14 protein-coding genes are annotated in these 15,089 nt (G+C 72.9%); 6 read left to right on the top strand and 8 right to left on the bottom strand.

Going from position 1 to position 15,089, the window contains the following annotated elements; genetic code table 11:
* The first annotated feature begins 14 nt into the window (after window positions 1-14).
* Entirely contained in the window at window positions 15-686 is a 672-nt protein-coding gene (locus tag IE145_RS08695) for a hypothetical protein (protein WP_189520323.1), read from the top strand.
* Between the two features lie 42 nt (window positions 687-728).
* Here IE145_RS08695 and IE145_RS08690 read toward each other — a convergent pair whose 3' ends face one another.
* The 4 genes from IE145_RS08690 to IE145_RS08675 all read right to left on the bottom strand — a co-directional run bounded on the left by IE145_RS08690 (window position 729) and on the right by IE145_RS08675 (window position 4,501).
* The gene (locus IE145_RS08690; protein ID WP_189520322.1) at window positions 729-1,103 is read right to left on the bottom strand and encodes a hypothetical protein; all 375 of its coding nucleotides are present in this window, start codon (window positions 1,101-1,103) and stop codon (window positions 729-731) included.
* Window positions 1,104-1,234: 131 nt separating this feature from the next.
* Window positions 1,235-2,788: a peptidoglycan-binding protein gene (locus IE145_RS08685; RefSeq protein WP_189520321.1), complete on the bottom strand. Its 1,554-nt coding sequence runs from the start codon at window positions 2,786-2,788 to the stop codon at window positions 1,235-1,237.
* 296 nt (window positions 2,789-3,084) lie between these two features.
* Window positions 3,085-3,816, bottom strand: coding sequence for a nitroreductase family protein (locus tag IE145_RS08680; RefSeq protein ID WP_189520320.1), 732 nt, complete (start codon window positions 3,814-3,816; stop codon window positions 3,085-3,087).
* Between the two features lie 238 nt (window positions 3,817-4,054).
* Window positions 4,055-4,501 (bottom strand): nitroreductase family deazaflavin-dependent oxidoreductase, encoded by a 447-nt coding sequence (locus IE145_RS08675; protein ID WP_189520319.1) that lies wholly within the window; start codon window positions 4,499-4,501, stop codon window positions 4,055-4,057.
* Window positions 4,502-4,780: 279 nt separating this feature from the next.
* On the opposite strand from IE145_RS08675, the gene IE145_RS08670 reads away from it, so the two are divergent.
* The 3 genes from IE145_RS08670 to IE145_RS08660 are packed head-to-tail and all read left to right on the top strand — an operon-like array spanning window position 4,781 to window position 7,210.
* Window positions 4,781-5,014 carry an acyl carrier protein gene (locus IE145_RS08670; RefSeq protein ID WP_006128548.1) on the top strand — a complete coding sequence of 78 codons (234 nt, stop codon included), beginning with the start codon at window positions 4,781-4,783 and terminating at the stop codon, window positions 5,012-5,014.
* Window positions 5,011-6,276, top strand: a complete 1,266-nt coding sequence (locus IE145_RS08665; RefSeq protein WP_189520318.1) for a beta-ketoacyl-[acyl-carrier-protein] synthase family protein — start codon at window positions 5,011-5,013, stop codon at window positions 6,274-6,276. The genes IE145_RS08670 and IE145_RS08665 overlap by 4 nt, the downstream gene beginning before the upstream one ends.
* Before the next feature lie 22 nt (window positions 6,277-6,298).
* Window positions 6,299-7,210 carry an alpha/beta fold hydrolase gene (locus tag IE145_RS08660; protein WP_189520317.1) on the top strand — a complete coding sequence of 304 codons (912 nt, stop codon included), beginning with the start codon at window positions 6,299-6,301 and terminating at the stop codon, window positions 7,208-7,210.
* 39 nt (window positions 7,211-7,249) lie between these two features.
* On the opposite strand, the gene IE145_RS08655 is transcribed toward IE145_RS08660, so the two are convergent.
* The 3 genes from IE145_RS08655 to IE145_RS08645 all read right to left on the bottom strand — a co-directional run bounded on the left by IE145_RS08655 (window position 7,250) and on the right by IE145_RS08645 (window position 11,543).
* The gene (locus tag IE145_RS08655; protein ID WP_189520316.1) at window positions 7,250-9,664 is read right to left on the bottom strand and encodes a DUF8508 domain-containing protein; all 2,415 of its coding nucleotides are present in this window, start codon (window positions 9,662-9,664) and stop codon (window positions 7,250-7,252) included.
* A 208-nt stretch (window positions 9,665-9,872) separates the two neighbouring features.
* Window positions 9,873-10,967: a glycoside hydrolase family 5 protein gene (locus IE145_RS08650; RefSeq protein WP_189520315.1), complete on the bottom strand. Its 1,095-nt coding sequence runs from the start codon at window positions 10,965-10,967 to the stop codon at window positions 9,873-9,875.
* Between the two features lie 180 nt (window positions 10,968-11,147).
* Window positions 11,148-11,543: a VOC family protein gene (locus IE145_RS08645; protein WP_189520314.1), complete on the bottom strand. Its 396-nt coding sequence runs from the start codon at window positions 11,541-11,543 to the stop codon at window positions 11,148-11,150.
* 83 nt (window positions 11,544-11,626) lie between these two features.
* Here IE145_RS08645 and IE145_RS08640 point away from each other — a divergent pair, with 83 nt between their 5' ends.
* Window positions 11,627-13,126, top strand: a complete 1,500-nt coding sequence (locus IE145_RS08640; protein ID WP_189520313.1) for an MFS transporter — start codon at window positions 11,627-11,629, stop codon at window positions 13,124-13,126.
* Entirely contained in the window at window positions 13,123-14,175 is a 1,053-nt protein-coding gene (locus IE145_RS08635) for a glutathione S-transferase family protein (protein ID WP_189520312.1), read from the top strand. Before IE145_RS08640 ends, IE145_RS08635 begins: the two co-directional genes overlap by 4 nt.
* Before the next feature lie 9 nt (window positions 14,176-14,184).
* Here the strand turns inward: IE145_RS08635 and IE145_RS08630 are convergent, their stop codons facing one another.
* The gene (locus IE145_RS08630; RefSeq protein WP_189520311.1) at window positions 14,185-15,042 is read right to left on the bottom strand and encodes a DMT family transporter; all 858 of its coding nucleotides are present in this window, start codon (window positions 15,040-15,042) and stop codon (window positions 14,185-14,187) included.
* Between the last annotated feature and the right edge of the window lie 47 nt (window positions 15,043-15,089).

The raw sequence follows: 15,089 nt of genomic DNA, 5'->3' as shown, positions 1-15,089 counted from the left end.
GATTGGATAGGCCCATGAGCGTTCACGACGTGGCCCGCGGGCTGCCGGGCATATCCGCCCTCACCGATCTCTGCCGTTCCCTGGCGATGCTCGACGCGATCCTGTGTCCGGAGTGGGACCACCGCTGGCACGGTTTCGACGCGCAGTGGTCGCCGACCGAGGCGATGGCCTCGATGCGGGACGGGGCGGGCGGGGAGTACTCCATCGTCTTCTCCGCCGCCGGCGCGTACGCCCGGGGCTTCGACCACGAGTCGCCGATGAGCCCCTATGTGGACGACGTGCCCTGGCCCGGAGTGCTCGACGAGGTGCCCGAGGCGTTCCGGCGCTACGTGGACGAGCCGTCGTTCTGCGACGAGTTCGGGCTGCCCGTCGTCACCGCCTGCCTCTGGCGCGAGAGCGGCGACGACCGCTGGCGGGCGGGGGACGTGGAGTTCCCGGAGGACGGCGAGGACTCCGACGGGGCCGACTGGCTCTTCCAGCTCCTCGTCACCGGGACCCCCGAGTCGTACCGGGAGTGGGCCGAGGACCACTTCGAGGTGAGTGTCGGCCTCGAAGCCGTACGCCATGTCTACGCGCTGCGGCCGCTGACGGACGAGATCGTCGCCGCGCTCAACCCGGAGCGGGTTCCCGCCGAACTGGCCGAGGACATCAAGGAGATCGGGTACCCGGCCGGGACGGGCGAGTGAGCCGGTGAGCCCTTCGGGGGCGGCGCGCCGAGGGCCGCGGGGTCAGTCGTCCTCCTCCGGGACCGCCGGATCGCGCCGGGCCAGTACCTCGGCCACCGGCGCCCCGGTCCGGGCCGCCACGGCCAGGCGGGCCCGGACCTCCGCGCCCGTGCGGGGGCGGAACCGGGGCTGTTTGCCGCAACCGCACGGCTCCAGGCCCTCGTAGCGCAGGCCCGCCCCCAGCACCGCGGCCACCGCGCCCCAGGCGTCGGTGTCGCGGCGCGGCGGGGGAGCGAAGTCGTGACCGGCGCAGACGAGGGCCCGGCCGCAGTTCGGGCACGGTGGGTCGCCGCCGTCCAGGGAGAACCGCTTGAAGCTGACGCGGCAGGCGACGCAGGCGTAGTGCAGCTTGTAGTGGACCGTCGCGTAGAAGCACACACGGCGACGCTACCGGGCCGGTCCGACAGCCGACCCACCCCGGGCGGAATCCACCTGGGGCGGGCCGGCCGCTTGTGCGCCGACCCGGGCGGGTGCTCCGTGCTGCTGGTCGGGCCCGCCCGGGTCCGTGCTCACTTGCCGTTCTGGAGGGCCGCCCACGTGACCGGGCCCACCTGGCCGTCAACGCCCAGCTCGCGCGTCTCCTGATAGCTCCGCACCGCCGTGTCCGTGGCCGGACCGAAGCTGCCGTCCACGCCCACGGTCCTGCCGAGCGCCGCCGTCAAAGCGCGCTGGAGCCGCTTCACCGCATCGCCCGAACTGCCCTGCTTCAGCGGCGGGGTCGAGCCGGCCGACAGCAGGGCCGTCCAGGTCTTCGGGCCGACCTTTCCGTCCGCTTCCAGCGAGCGGGCCCGCTGGAACGCCTCCACCGCGCTCCTGGTGGTGGGGCCGAACTGGCCGTCCACCGCGCCCGGCTTGTAGTTCTGCGCGGTCAGCAGCGTCTGGACGGCGGTCACCTGCGGGCCCGACGAACCGTACTGCTGGGTGGCGTACAGGGGGAACGTCAGACCGTCGCCCCCGTCGCCCGGGTCACCGCCGATCAGCTCCATGTAGTAGTCCCAGTCCCAGTGGGGGCCGGGGTCGGTGTGGTCGTTGCCGGGCACCTCGACGTGGCCGACGATGTGCGCCCGGTCCTTCGGGATGTTGAACTTCGCGCTGAGGTGCGAGGTCAGCGCCGCCGACGAGCGGTACATCGCGTCGGTGAACCAGGCCGGCTCGTCCACCCATCCCTCGTGCTCGATCCCGACGGACGAGGCGTTGGCGCTGCGCGCGTGCCAGGCCGTGTCCTTGTCCCGGACCGTCTGGGTGACCTCGCCGTCCGACGACCGGATCACATAGTGGGCGCTGACCTGGGACGCCGGGTTCTGGAACCAGCTGATGGAACCCGCGTACGAGCCCTGGGTGACATGGACGACCACCTTGTCGACGGTCGCGGTGCGGCCCACGGCGAAGTTCTCGGCGTGGGCCGGTACCCAGCGCGCCGAGGGGTAGTCCGCGCTCTGCGCGTAGACCTCGGACGCCGACACCTCGTCCTTGTCCGGGTCGACCGGCCGCGAGGGCACGAGCACCTGCTCGCCGCCGGCCACCGTCGCGGCCACGCCCTCGGCCAGGAAGGTGAAGACCGCGTCCGCGTAGAGCGCCGCGGCCGGCCCGTCGGCGGCGCTGTAGCGGGCCACCGCCGGATACCAGGCGTTCACGTCCCGCCGCTCGGCGGCGTCCAGACCCAGTGCGTCGGCGTGGTCGCGCAGGACGGCCGCGCCGCCGAGGATGTTGGCCGTCGTGTCCCGGCGCAGCCGGGCCGCGCTCTCGCCGGTCAGCTCGGCGGCCTTCTCCAGGGATCGGTTGGTGGGGTTGCTCGCCAGGTGCATCACGCCGTAGCCGTTCGCCTGGCTGGGCTTGCCCGCGTGTCCGTTCAGCCGGGACTCGCCGTACCCCACGGCGGCCAGCAGATCGCGCGGTACGCCGTACTCCTGGGACGCCTCGGCGAAGGCGCGGTTCATCGGGTCGGGGGTGTCCGCCCGGGGCGCGGCGTTCGCCGACTGCCCGGTGGCGAGAAGGGCCGCGGCGGTGAGGGCCGCCACGGCACAGGCGCGGGCCCGGGTTCGGGCGGCGGTGCGTAGGCGCATCAGGGCTCCTGCTCTGTGGGAGGAAGTAAAAAGCCCTCGGGCCCGGGTGGGCCAGAGGGATGCCGAACCCGGCCAGGCTATCCACCTGAGTGGAGCATGACAAAGAGGAACGCCGCCGAACTCGCTGGCAACATCCTGCAAATTCAAGGGAGTTGCTCGAAGCGCTGCGCCTGTCGGGTGACGTCGAGCGTCACCCGACAGGGGCGCCGGTCCCGGTTGACGCGGGCCTGGGTCCGGGCGTCGAACGGCTGTCTGCCGTGCGACGCCCGGCACGCACGCTCGGGGGTGTCCCGCCGCTACCAGCGGTCGCGGTGGACGACGTCCGCCACCGGGCGCCGCCGGACGGGCCCGAAGTTGCCCGCGGGCCACCCCACCGGAACGGCGGCGAACGTCGCCATGTCGTCCGGGATGCCCAGCTCCTTCTTCCACTCCTGCTCCAGCATCAGGTGCCAGATGGTGATGTTCGCCGCCAGCCCCAGCCCCCGGGCCGCCAGCAGCAGGTTCTGCACCCCCGGATAGACGCAGGAGCCCTCCGCCAGCGCCTGGAACCGGGTCTGCGTGTTCATCATGTGCTCCGTGCCCGCCGGACCGAGCGCCCGCGCCGACGCCGCGAGGCCCTCCTCGTCCAGGCGCGGCTCCGGGAACCGGTAGCACGGCACGATCAGCACCGGGGTGTCGGCGAAGTGGTCGCGCTGGTACTCGATCGCCGCGACCATCCGGCCGTACGCCGCCTCGTCCATGCCCTCGGGGGCGTACTTCCCGGTCGTCGCCAGATACGCGTCCACGCACCGCTTCCACAGCGGGGCGAGCCGCGCCATCACCTGGCGGTCGGTCACCACCACGTACTCGTAACACTGCATGTTGCCGCCGCTGGGCCCCCAGACGGCCGCCTGTATCAGCTGCTCGACCAGCTCCTCCGGGACCGGCTCCGGCTTGAGGCGGCGCATGGCGCGCATCGTGGACATGGTGGAGAAGAGAGCGGGGCCGCCGGGGGCGGACGGGTCGGCCTGAACCGTTTCCATAGTCATGATCGCGGAGTTTACGGTTCCGGGCGGCGCGCCAGAAGGGTGTGCGGCAAGGGCTCTTGGCACATGCCCCCTGGTGGGCGGACTGGCGTGGCCCGCGCCCCAGCCGTTCCGGCTCGGAACCCGCCGTTCCGGCGTCGGACCCGCCTGTTCCGGCCCCGTACCCGCCGTCCGGGCCACCCGCCGTCCGGGTCACCCGCTGCCTGTGCCACCCGCCGCCCGGGCCACCCCCCGTCCCGGCTCAGGTCCGCGTCAGCCGCACCACCGGGATGTCTCGTTCGGTGCCCGCCTGGTACTCCCCGTAGCGCGGGAACAGCTCCACCAGCCCCGGCCAGACCCGCGCCTTCTCCTCGGGGGGCAGCGTCGCCGCGACCGCGCCGAACCGCTCGGTCTCCACCCGCAGGTGGACCTCCGGGTTCGCCTGGAGGTTCAGATACCACAACGGCGGCCGGTCCGATCCGCCGTTGGACGCCACGATCAGATAGTCCTCGCCGTCCCGCCCGTACATCAGCACCGTGCGCCGCACCGCCCCGCTGCGCCGGCCGACGTAGTCCATCAGCAGACAGGGGACACCGAGCTGGGTCGTGCCCTTCGTGCCGCCGGAGGACTCGTACAGCTCGGCCTGCCGGGCGACCCAGTCGGCGGGGCTCAGCGCGACCTCCGCGTTGCCGTCCTGCTCGGCCGTCATGGGCTTCTCCTCTGCTCGTGGTCTCTCGGTCTCGTGGCGTCCGGTTCGGACCGCCCCCCATCCTGGCATTCCCGTCATCTCCCCTCCCTCCTCGCCCCACCTCGGATTCGTACACCTGGACAGCCCTCCCTTCGCACGGGGGAACGCGGGCCGGGGGGCCGCCCGCGAAGGCGTATAAAGGGTCCTTCCGGAGCAGCCGGCGTCCCCCGATGGCCCCTCCCACCACCTCCCCTCACCACGCGGCCGGCGTCACCGCGTCACCGAGCCCAGGAGAGCCGCATGAGCACGTCGGAAGAGATCAGCACGCTGCTGGTGACGAAGTTCGGAACCGACCCCGAGGCCATCCGCCCCGATGTTCCGCTGCACCGGCTGCGGCTGGACTCCCTCGCCCTGGAGGAGCTGCGGCTGCACATCGAGGACCGGCTGGATGTGGACCTGGAGGACGTCGCGCTCACCTCGCGCGACACCGTCGGCCGCCTCGTCGAGGCCGTGCAGGGGAAGGTCACCGCATGAGCGCGGCCACCGCGGCCCCCTACCACCGGGCCCCGCTCGCGCCGTTCGCCGCCGCCGTCACCGGCGTCGGCCTGGTCACCTCGGCCGGTACGGGCGTGGACGCCGCCTGGCACGGCGTCACCGAGGGCCTTGCGCCGGCCGCCGCGCCCCGGCCCGAACTGGACGGTCTGCCCTGCGACTTCTTCTACTCCGTCACCGACTGCGACCCGGCGGCCGTCCTCGGCGTCGCCACCCAGCGGCTGATGGACCGCTTCTCCCAGCTCGCCGTCATCGCCGCCCGTGAGGCCGTCGCCGACGCCGGACTCGACCCGGCCGTCTGGGACAGCGGCCGGGTCGGCGTCGTCATCGGCTCCGCCCACGGCGGACTGCCCTTCTACGACGAACAGGCCGCCGCGCTCGCCGCGCGCGGCCCCCGCCGCGTCTCCCCGAAGCTCGCCCCGCTCAGCGTCGTCAACGGCGCGGCCAGCAGCGTCAGCCTGGACCTCGGCGTCCACGGACCCAGCCAGGCCGTCTCCACCGCCTGCTCCTCCGGCACCGTCGCCATCGGCACCGCCCACCAGATGCTCCGCTCCGGGGCCTGTGACATCGTCATCACGGGCGGCGCGGAGTCCACCTGCACCCGCCTCCTGATCGCCAGCGCGTGCAGCCTCAAGGCCGTCTCCACCCGCCGCGAGGACCCCGCGGCCGCCTGCCGCCCCTTCGACACCCACCGCGACGGCTTCGTCGTCGGCGAGGGCGCGGGCCTGCTCGTCCTGGAACACCCGGACCACGCCCGCGCCCGGGGCGCCACCGTCCGCGCCCGGGTGAACGGTTACGGCGCCTCCAGCGACGCCCACTCCGCCGTCGCCCCGGACCCGGACGGCCTCGGCATCGAACGCGCCCTGCGCGCCGCGCTCGCCGACGCGGACCTCGCCCCGGCCGACGTCGGGCACGTCAACGCCCACGGCACCTCGACGCTCTCCAACGACCTGATCGAGGCGACGATGCTGCGCCGCGTCCTCGGCGACACCCCCCTGGTGACCTCCACCAAGGCGATGACCGGCCACACCCTCGGCGCGGCGGGCGGCATCGAGACCGCGCTCACTGTGCTCGCCCTCCAGCGCCAACTGGTCCCGCCGACCGTCAACCTGGACGCCCCCGACCCGCAGATCCCGATCGACGTGGTCGCCAAGGAGGCCCGCGCCGCCACCTTCGACTGCGCCGTCAAGACCTCGCTCGGCTTCGGCGGACACAACGCGGCACTCGTCCTCACCAGGTCCTGAGCGGAAGGGAACGCATCAGCACATGCCCGAGGAGATCATCCGGACCCTGTCGGCCGACGGAGTGCGCTACGGCTACCGCGTCCTGCCGTACGACCGCGGCGACGGGGCCGCCCCCCGTACCGAACCGACGCTCATTCTCGGCGGCGCGCTCCAGGGCATGTTCGGCTGGCCCCAGATGGACGACCACCTGGGCCCCGCCGCCGACGTCGTCACGGCCGACCTGCCCGGCATGGGCGGCGCCGACCCGCTCCCGCCGGGACCCAGCGCCGATCTGCTGCGCCGCGCCGTCCTCGGCATCGCCGACGACCTCGGCGCCCCCCGGCTCAACGTCTTCGGCTTCTCCTACGGCACCGCCATCGCCTTCGGCTTCGCCCGGCACCATCCGGAGCGGGTGGCCCGGCTCGCCCTCGGCGGGGTACCGGTCCACATCGACGCCGCCCAGGTCGCCTGCTGGGAGCGGGCCCGGCGGCAACTGGCCGCCGGGGACCGCGAGGGGTTCGCCGCCACGGCGGCCGACGCGCTGATGTGCCTCGACCCCGAACGCCCGGTCCACCGGCGGGAGCTGGCCCGTCGCTATGTGCGGCGCTCCTTCCTCCACGCGCTCACCCACTCGCCCCACGCGGCGGACTCCCTCTACCGGGCGCTGGCCGACCGGCCCGACTTCACCGGCGGACTCACGGGCGTACCGGCGCTGGTCTTCGCGGGGGAGCACGACACGGTGACCTCCCCGGCGCGGCAGCGGGAGTTCGCCGCGACGATCGAGGGCAGCCGGTTCCTGACGATCGGGGAGTCCGACCACTGGGTGGTCCTGGAGCGGGCCGAGGAGGTGGCCTCGCTGGTCACCGGGTTCTTCACCGGGCGGGAGCCGGTGGCCCCCACGACCGGTGCGGTCGTGCTGCCGCGGCAGGCCGCGGCCCCGGCCGGGCGGACCTGAGCTTCGGTCCGCGCCGGCCGGGGCCGGGTGCCCCGCGTCCTACCCCCAGGGCCAGAGGCCGCCGACCTTGAACCGCACCACCTGCGGGTCGTGGTCGCTCGCCTGGTCGGCGAACTCGGCGTTGATGTGCACCACGTCGTAGTCGGGGCGGCGGACGCCGGGGCTCGTCAGGATGTGGTCCAGCGTCTGCGAGTTGCCGTCGAAGACATAGCTGTACCGCTCGCCGACGGGCAGCGTGTTGATCAGCGGCGTCAGCGCCTTCTCCTTGGTCAGCGCCTTCATCGTCGGGGAGAACCCGAAGTCGTTGAAGTCCCCGAGCGCGACGACCCGCGCCGACCGGTCCGCCTGCAGCAGCGAGGCCACGAAGGTGTTGACCTCGGCGGCCTGCTGGACCCGCTGCGTCTCGGAGGACCGCGTCGGCTCCTGGTAGCGGCCGTGCAGCGGCTGGTCACCGCCCTTGGACGCGAAGTGGTTGCCGATGACGAAGACCGGCTTGCCCCGGAAGACGAACTCGCCCACCAGCGGCTTGCGGCTGTTCTCCCACGCCGGGCTCTGCGGGTTGATCCGACCCGGGGACGCGGACAGCTTGACGCCCAGCCAGGTGTCGACGGCCCGCACCGGCGTCGTGGCGTCGCCGCCCGGCCGGTCGGTGAACGAGACCCGCTTCGGGTTGTAGAGGAAGACGTTGCGGATGTTGCCGCCCGGCTGGCCGCCGTCCTCGTTGTTCTCGGGCGCGATGTACCGCCAGGCGTACCGCGGTCCGCCCTTCGCGACGACCGCGTCCGTGAACCGCTTCAGCGTCTCCTCGGAGCCCGTCGTGCCGTCGTTCACCGCACCGTTGTCGTCCTGGATCTCCTCCAGCGAGACGATGTCGGGGGAGGACAGGTTGACCGCGACTCCCTCGGCCAGGGTGTCGAACTTGGCCTGGTCGTCGCGCGCGTCGAGGTTCTCCACGTTGTACGTGGCGACCGCCAGCTCGTTCTTCTTCTGCTTGCGCGTCACCTCGCGCCGCAGCTTGTTGTCGACGACCGTGCCCAGCTCGGTGGCCTGCACGTTGTAGCCGCCGTAGCTCGCGTAGTCGAGTACGCCGGTGGTGCGGCCCCGCAGCACGTCTCCCACGTTGGCCGTGGGAATCGGCTGCGCCGGGTCCAGGGACATCACCTTGAGCCGGCCGGTGTTCTGGTCCTCGTACGAGGCGTAGAGCGTGCCGCCGCGCCGGGTCGGGTTCTCCTGCGGCTTGACCGTCACCCAGATCTCGTCGTACGCGGTCGTCGCCCCGGTCACCCGGGTGTCGGCGATCCGGATCCGGGAGCCCTCCAGCGCCTCGTACAGGTCCAGGGCGTAGCGGGCCGGGTCCAGCGGGAGCGCGTCGATCGACCCGCCGTCCGCGGAGGGCACGTAACGGCCGGGCACCGAGTCGGCGTCGAGGACGACCGGGGCGGGCAGCGCGTTGCCGGAGGAGACCACGGTGACGCGGGGGCCGGTGATCTGGGTGAGCGACTGGGTGGCGGTGCCGGGGTAGTACTCCGCTACCTTGCCGCTGACCAGGACGGAGTCCCCGGCCTTCACGGCCGGCGCGGCGGAGCCGGTGTAGACGAACAGGCCCTCGCTCGTGCGCGGGTCGTTGTCGGGCGCGGTGTCCTGGATCCAGAAGCCGCGTGAGCCGCTGGTGCGTACGCCCGTGACGATGCCCGGGACACCGGTCACCGCCGTGCCCGCCAGCGCGGAGACGCGGGTGGTGCCCTGGATGTCGTGGATCCGTACGTCGCCGGGCTCGGTCGGACCGGGCTCCTCCGGCCCCTGGCCGCCGCCGGACGTCTCGCCCTTGGCGTTGACCGGGGTGGGCGTGCCCGCGGAGAGGTCGGCGGCGTTGTCGTCGGTGTCGGCGAGCGAGGCGGCCCGGGCGACGGACGCGGTGGCCGAGGCGCCGGGGACCGGGCCGCTGCCCTCCCGGACGACCGCGGAGCCGTAACCGACCAGATCGACGATCCGGGTGTCCGCCGCGCAGTCCGCCGCCGACTTGCAGGTGAGCGGGTCCGTCCCGGAGACCAGGGCGACGGTGCCGCTGCCCGCCGCCATGGCGATCGTGCCGGTGGCGTCCGCGGTGGGCAGCGCGACCGTACCGCCGGTGCCCGCGGCCTGGGCGACCAGGTAGCGGCCGCCGGGCGCGATCGACCCGGACAGCTCGGAGACCTGCCACCGCGATCCGGCGGACGGGCTGCCCGGCAGGTACTGGACGCTGAGGCCGCCGACCTCGAAGGGCGCGGAGCCGGCGTTGGCCAGCTCGACGAAGTCCCGGGTCAGCGTCGCGCCGGAGTTGCCCCCGCCGCCGTACGCCTCGGAGATGACGGCGGTGGCCGACGGCGCCGCCTGGGCGGCGGGCAGGGCGGTCACCGCGAGAGCCACGGCGACGGCGCCGGTCAGCAGGACGGAACCGGATCTGTATATCTGCACGGGAGGAGCCCCCAACTGAACTGAGTGGTAGGGGCAAAAGCTATGCGCGTAGAACGGGCATGACAAGGCGCTGGAGGTTAATTCCGCGCGTATCCATGGTGATCGTGACAACAACCCGCCCGGCCGCGGCCCCGGGGAGGGCCGCGACCGGGCGCGTTACGAAGGCTTCCGCCCGGCCCCGTCGACGGCGGTCGAGGCGGATCCCGCGTCACTGACGGATACGGTCGCGGATCCAGACCCCGGCCTCCTTGAGGACCCCGGTCCCCGTCCAGGTGCTCCCGTCGCAGGTGCCGGTCCTGAAGACGGCACCGGAACGGTGGTCGTCGGAGTAGTTCCAGTTGGTCCAGGAGATCTTCTTGCGCTTCATCAGGTCCAGGTAGCGCTGCGACATGGCGAAGTCGTTCGCGCCCTCGCCCGCGTAGTTCTGCGTCCCGAACTCCGTGACGAACACCGGCAGCCGGTCCGAGGCCCGGTCGAGCGTGTTCAGGTACTCCTCACGGTGCGAGGCCGCGTAGAAGTGGAAGGTGTACATGATGTTCGAGGCGTTGACGGGGTTGTTCACCACCTCCGACTCGTTGGAACCCTCGGACACCCCGAAGGACGACCAGGCGCGTGTGCCGACCAGTACCACCGCGTCGGGGTCCTCGGCCCGGATCACCGGAATGATCTGCTCGGCGTACGACTTGATGGCCGACCAGCTCACCCCCGACGGCTCGTTGGCGATCTCGTAGAGCACACCCGGGTGGTTCCGGTACTTCTTCGCCATCGCCGTGAAGAAGGTCTTCGCCCGCGCCAGGTTCGCGTTCGGGTCGCCCGGGGACAGCATGTGCCAGTCGATCACCGCGTACATGCCCCGCGCGTGCGCCGCGTCGACGAACTTCTGCGCACGGGCGGTGAATCCGGCCGGGTCCGTCTCGTAGCCGCCCTCCTGTACGTACGTGGAGACGCGGAGCACGTCGGAGCGCCAGTCCTGGGCGAGCGCGTCGAGCGAGCCGTCGGTCACGCACTGGGCGTACCACTGGGTGCCGTGCGTGCTCATGCCGTTGAGCGCGACCGCCTGGCCGGAGGCGTTGCAGAGCTGACGGCCGCAGACCGAGAGCTGCCCGTTGGCGGCGAGCGGGGTGGCGGCGGTGGGAGCGGAGCCGGCGGGGGAGGCGGGGGCCGGTGCGGCTCCGGCGCGGACGGGAGCCATCAGTGCGGCGACGACACCGAGCGCGGACGCGGCGAGCAGCGCCTTGCGGGCCGCCTTGCGGCGGCCGGCGGTGTCCGTGGGGGTGGTGGGGGGAGTGGTGCGCTGGTGCATGGTGGTGCTCCCTTCGGAGGGGGGTGGGAGGCGCCATGTCGGCAGAACTGAAAGTAAAGGTTCCTACCAATTGGCGTCAACGGTGATGGGCAACTTTCCTTCCCGTTGAACGCGCTCGGCGGAAGGGCCGGTTGAAGACCCTTCCGCCGAGCGTCTGTTCCGGGTGGGCCGCGGTGCCGCTCACCCCTCCGGCAGCGGATAGACCGCCAGCGAGAACGAGTGCCCCGCCGGATCCCCGTACACCCGCACGTCCCGGGGCCCGCTGTTGCTGTCGCCGGTGTCGACGGGCCGGGCGCCCAGGGATATCGCCTCCCGCTCGGCCTCGTCGATGGCCTCCCGCGCCACCAGGATCCGCAGATGCGCCTGCTGCGAATCCTCCGGGCGCGGCCAGCTCGGCGGGGCGTACCCGTGGTCGCGGCGGATCGCCAGCCGCACGCCGTCGTGGCCGACGATCTCGATGAAGTCGGGGTCGCTGCCGATCCGGGTCTCGACGCCGAAGAGACCGGCGTAGAACTCGGCCAGCTCCATGGGCTCGGCACAGTCAAGGACGAGGACGCTCGTCTTCTCCACAGTCATGCGGGACGAGTACCCCCGGCGGGCCCGGCCACGCCGCCCGCCGGTCCGCGCGGAACGGCCGGGCACCGCCTAAGGTGCGAACCATGGCACGGAGCGCGGCGCAGCCCGGGCCGCCCGGGGGCGACACCGCCCCGGACGGCCCCGACCCCCGGCGTTGGCAGGCACTCGCCGTCTGCCTGGTCGCGGGCTTCATGACCCTGCTGGACGTCTCCATCGTCAACGTCGCCCTCCCCTCCATCCGGGAGGGCCTGAACACCCCCGCGTCCGATCTCCAATGGGTGCTCTCCGGCTACGCGCTCGCCTTCGGCCTCTTCCTCATCCCGGCCGGACGCCTCGGCGACGCGCGGGGCCGCCGGGCGGTCTTCATGGCCGGACTCGCCCTCTTCACCCTGGCCTCCGCCGCCTGCGGAGCCGCCCAGTCCAGCCTGTGGCTGGTGATCGCCCGTCTGGTGCAGGGCATCGCGGGCGGTCTGATCTCCCCCCAGATCTCCGCCCTGATCCAGCAGATGTTCTCCGGGCGGGAGCGCGGCCGAGCCTTCGGCATGTTCGGCACCGTCGTCGGCATCTCCACCGCCGTGGGCCCGCTGCTCGGCGGACTGCTCATCCAGGCCGCCGGACCGGACCACGGCTGGCGCTGGGTCTTCTACGTCAACCTCCCGCTCGGCGCCGTCTGCCTCCTGCTCGCCCACCGGCTGCTGCCCGACACCCCCTCCGCCACCCGGGTACGCCCGCGCGACCTGGACCCGTTCGGCGTGCTGCTCCTGGGCGCCGGGGTACTGGCCCTGCTGCTGCCGTTCGTCCAGGCCCAGCAGTGGCCCGGCGACACGAAGTGGCTGCTGCTCCTCCTGGCCGCCGCCCTGCTCACCGCGTTCGTCGCCTGGGAGTCGCGGTGCACGGGCGGACGCGTCCAGCCGGTCCTGGACCTGTCGCTGTTCCGGCTGCGCTCCTACTGGCTGGGCTGCCTGCTGATCCTGCTCTACTTCGCCGGGTTCACCTCGATCTTCTTCGTCACCACCCTCTACCTCCAGTCCGGCCTCGGCTACTCCGCCCTGCTGGCCGGAGTGGCCATCACCCCCTTCGCCCTCGGCTCCGGATGCGCCGCGGCCGTCGGCGGCCGGCTCGTCGGCCGCTTCGGCCGCCCGCTCGTGGTGGCGGGCCTGGTCATGGTCGCGCTCGGGCTCGCGGGCACGGCCCTCGCCGTCCACCTGGTCCCCGGCCGCGGAGCGGGCTGGGCGATGGCCGCTCCGCTGCTCTTCGCCGGACTCGGCAGCGGACTGGTCATCGCCCCGAACCAGACCCTCACCCTGGCGGAGGTCCCCGTCCCCCGGGCGGGCAGTGCCGGGGGCACCCTCCAGACCGGCCAGCGGGTCGGCTCCGCGATCGGCATCGCCGCCGTCGGCGCGGTGTTCTTCGCCCAGGTCGGCCCGGACGGCTGGGCCGACGCGTACGACCACGGGCTCACCGTCTCCGTCGCCTTCGTGCTGGCCGCCCTGATCGTGGCGGTGGCCGATGTCGAGGCCGGCCGACGGGGCAGACGACGTAACGAGCGACACGACACCGACGCAGCGAGGAGCACGGCATGAGCGCCACGAGCACGGACCCCACGGGAGCGGAGAGCGCCGGTACCGGGGGCAACGACACCTACGGCCACAAGCCGTTCAAGCGGTCCAGGAGCCACTTCCCCGACCGGATCACCGCGGACGGCCGCGACGGGTGGCCCGTCGAACCCGGCCGCTACCGCCTCGCCGTCAGCCGCGCCTGCCCGTGGGCGAGCCGCGCCCTGGTCTCCCGCCGCCTCCTCGGCCTGGAGGACGCCCTGTCCCTCGCCGTCGCCGACCCGATCCAGGACGACCGCAGCTGGCGCTTCACCCTCGACCCGGACGGCAGGGACCCCGTCCTCGGCATCCGCCACCTGAGCGAGGCCTACGACGCCCGGGAGCGCGACTACCCCGGCGGCGTCAGCGTGCCGGCGATCGTGGACGTACCGAGCGGACAGCTCGTCACCAACGACTACCAGCAGATCACCCTCGACCTCGCCACCGAGTGGGCCGTCCTGCACCGGCCAGGCGCCCCCGACCTCTACCCCGAGCCGCTGCGCGCGGAGATCGACGAGGTCATGGAGGGCATCTACCGCGACATCAACAACGGCGTCTACCAGTGCGGTTTCGCCAGCTCGCAGCAGGAGTACGAAGAGGCGTACGCTGCCCTCTTCGCCCGCCTGGACCAGGTCTCCGCCCGCCTCGCCGACCGCCGCTACCTCGTCGGCGACACCATCACCGAGGCCGACATCCGCCTCTTCACCACCCTGGTCCGCTTCGACCCCGTCTACCACGGCCACTTCAAGTGCAACCGCAACAAGCTGACCGAGGACCCCGTCCTGTGGGCGTACGCCCGCGACCTCTACCAGACGCCCGGATTCGGCGACACCGTCGACTTCGACCACATCAAGCGGCACTACTACCAGGTGCACACGGGCATCAACCCGACCGGCATCGTGCCCGCCGGCCCCGATCTCTCCGGCTGGACCACCCCGCACCACCGCGAACAGCTCGGCGGCCGCCCCTTCGGCGACGGCACACCCCCGGGCCCGGTACCGGAAGGCGAGCGGGTCACTCCGCCGGACGCCGTCTGACCCGGCCGTTCACCGGGGCGCGAGCGTGCCCCTGGCCAGTGGCGTACGGGCCAGGCGCACGCAGCCCGTGGCGATCAGGGCCAGCGCGACCAGCTCGGGCAGCAGCCACCACCCGGTCCGCAGCTCCTCGTCGAAGAGCGTCACCCCGTACAGGATGCTGATCAGCGCGTCCCCCAGCGTCAGCATCGGCTGAACGGCCACCAGACTGCCCGCCTGCAGCGCGTTCTGCAGCAGGAACAGCGCACCCACCCCGGCCGCCGCCGTGGCGTAGAGCTGCCAGGACGCCAGCAGCGCGACCGCCCCGCCGTCGTCCAGGTTCGCCATCGCGTCCTTCATCAGCGCGGCCGTCAGCGCGTACCCGCAGGCGGCGGCCAGACCCAGCAGCGCCGCCCGGGCGTTGCCCCGGGTGCGGAGCGCGGCGGTGATCAGCCCCGCCTCGAACACCCCGGTCACCAGCAGCGCCCGGATCCACGCGAAGTCCTCCACCGTGTCGCTGCCCTCGACCGGGGCGGCCGCCGCCATACCGAGCGCCAGGCCCGCGGTGACCGCCGCGACCCCGGACCAGACGGCCGCGTCCGCCCGCACCCGCATCACCGCACCGGCGACCAGCAGCGTCAGCGGCAGCTCGATCACGAAGATCGGCTGGACCACCGCGATCGGCCCGGTGGCCAGCGCGATCGCCTGGCAGACCGCCGCCACGATCACCAGCCCGATCCCCGCCAGCCACACCTTCTGCCGCACCAGACGGGTCATCAGCGACAGCCGCATCGCCTCACTGTCGGGCACCTCCATCGCCGCCCGGCGCTGGAGCACCGAGGCGCAACCGTTGCTGAGGGCGGTCAGGACGGCGAACAGGACACTGATCACCGGTTCATCATGGAGCCGCCCCGGCCGGGGCGCTCGCACACGGGCCC

Origin of the sequence: Streptomyces sindenensis (genome assembly GCF_014649035.1) — a bacterium.
GTDB classification, from domain to species: domain Bacteria; phylum Actinomycetota; class Actinomycetes; order Streptomycetales; family Streptomycetaceae; genus Streptomyces; species Streptomyces sindenensis.
Note: the sequence above shows the minus strand (reverse complement) of the source record. Positions and strands in the feature narration are given on the sequence as shown.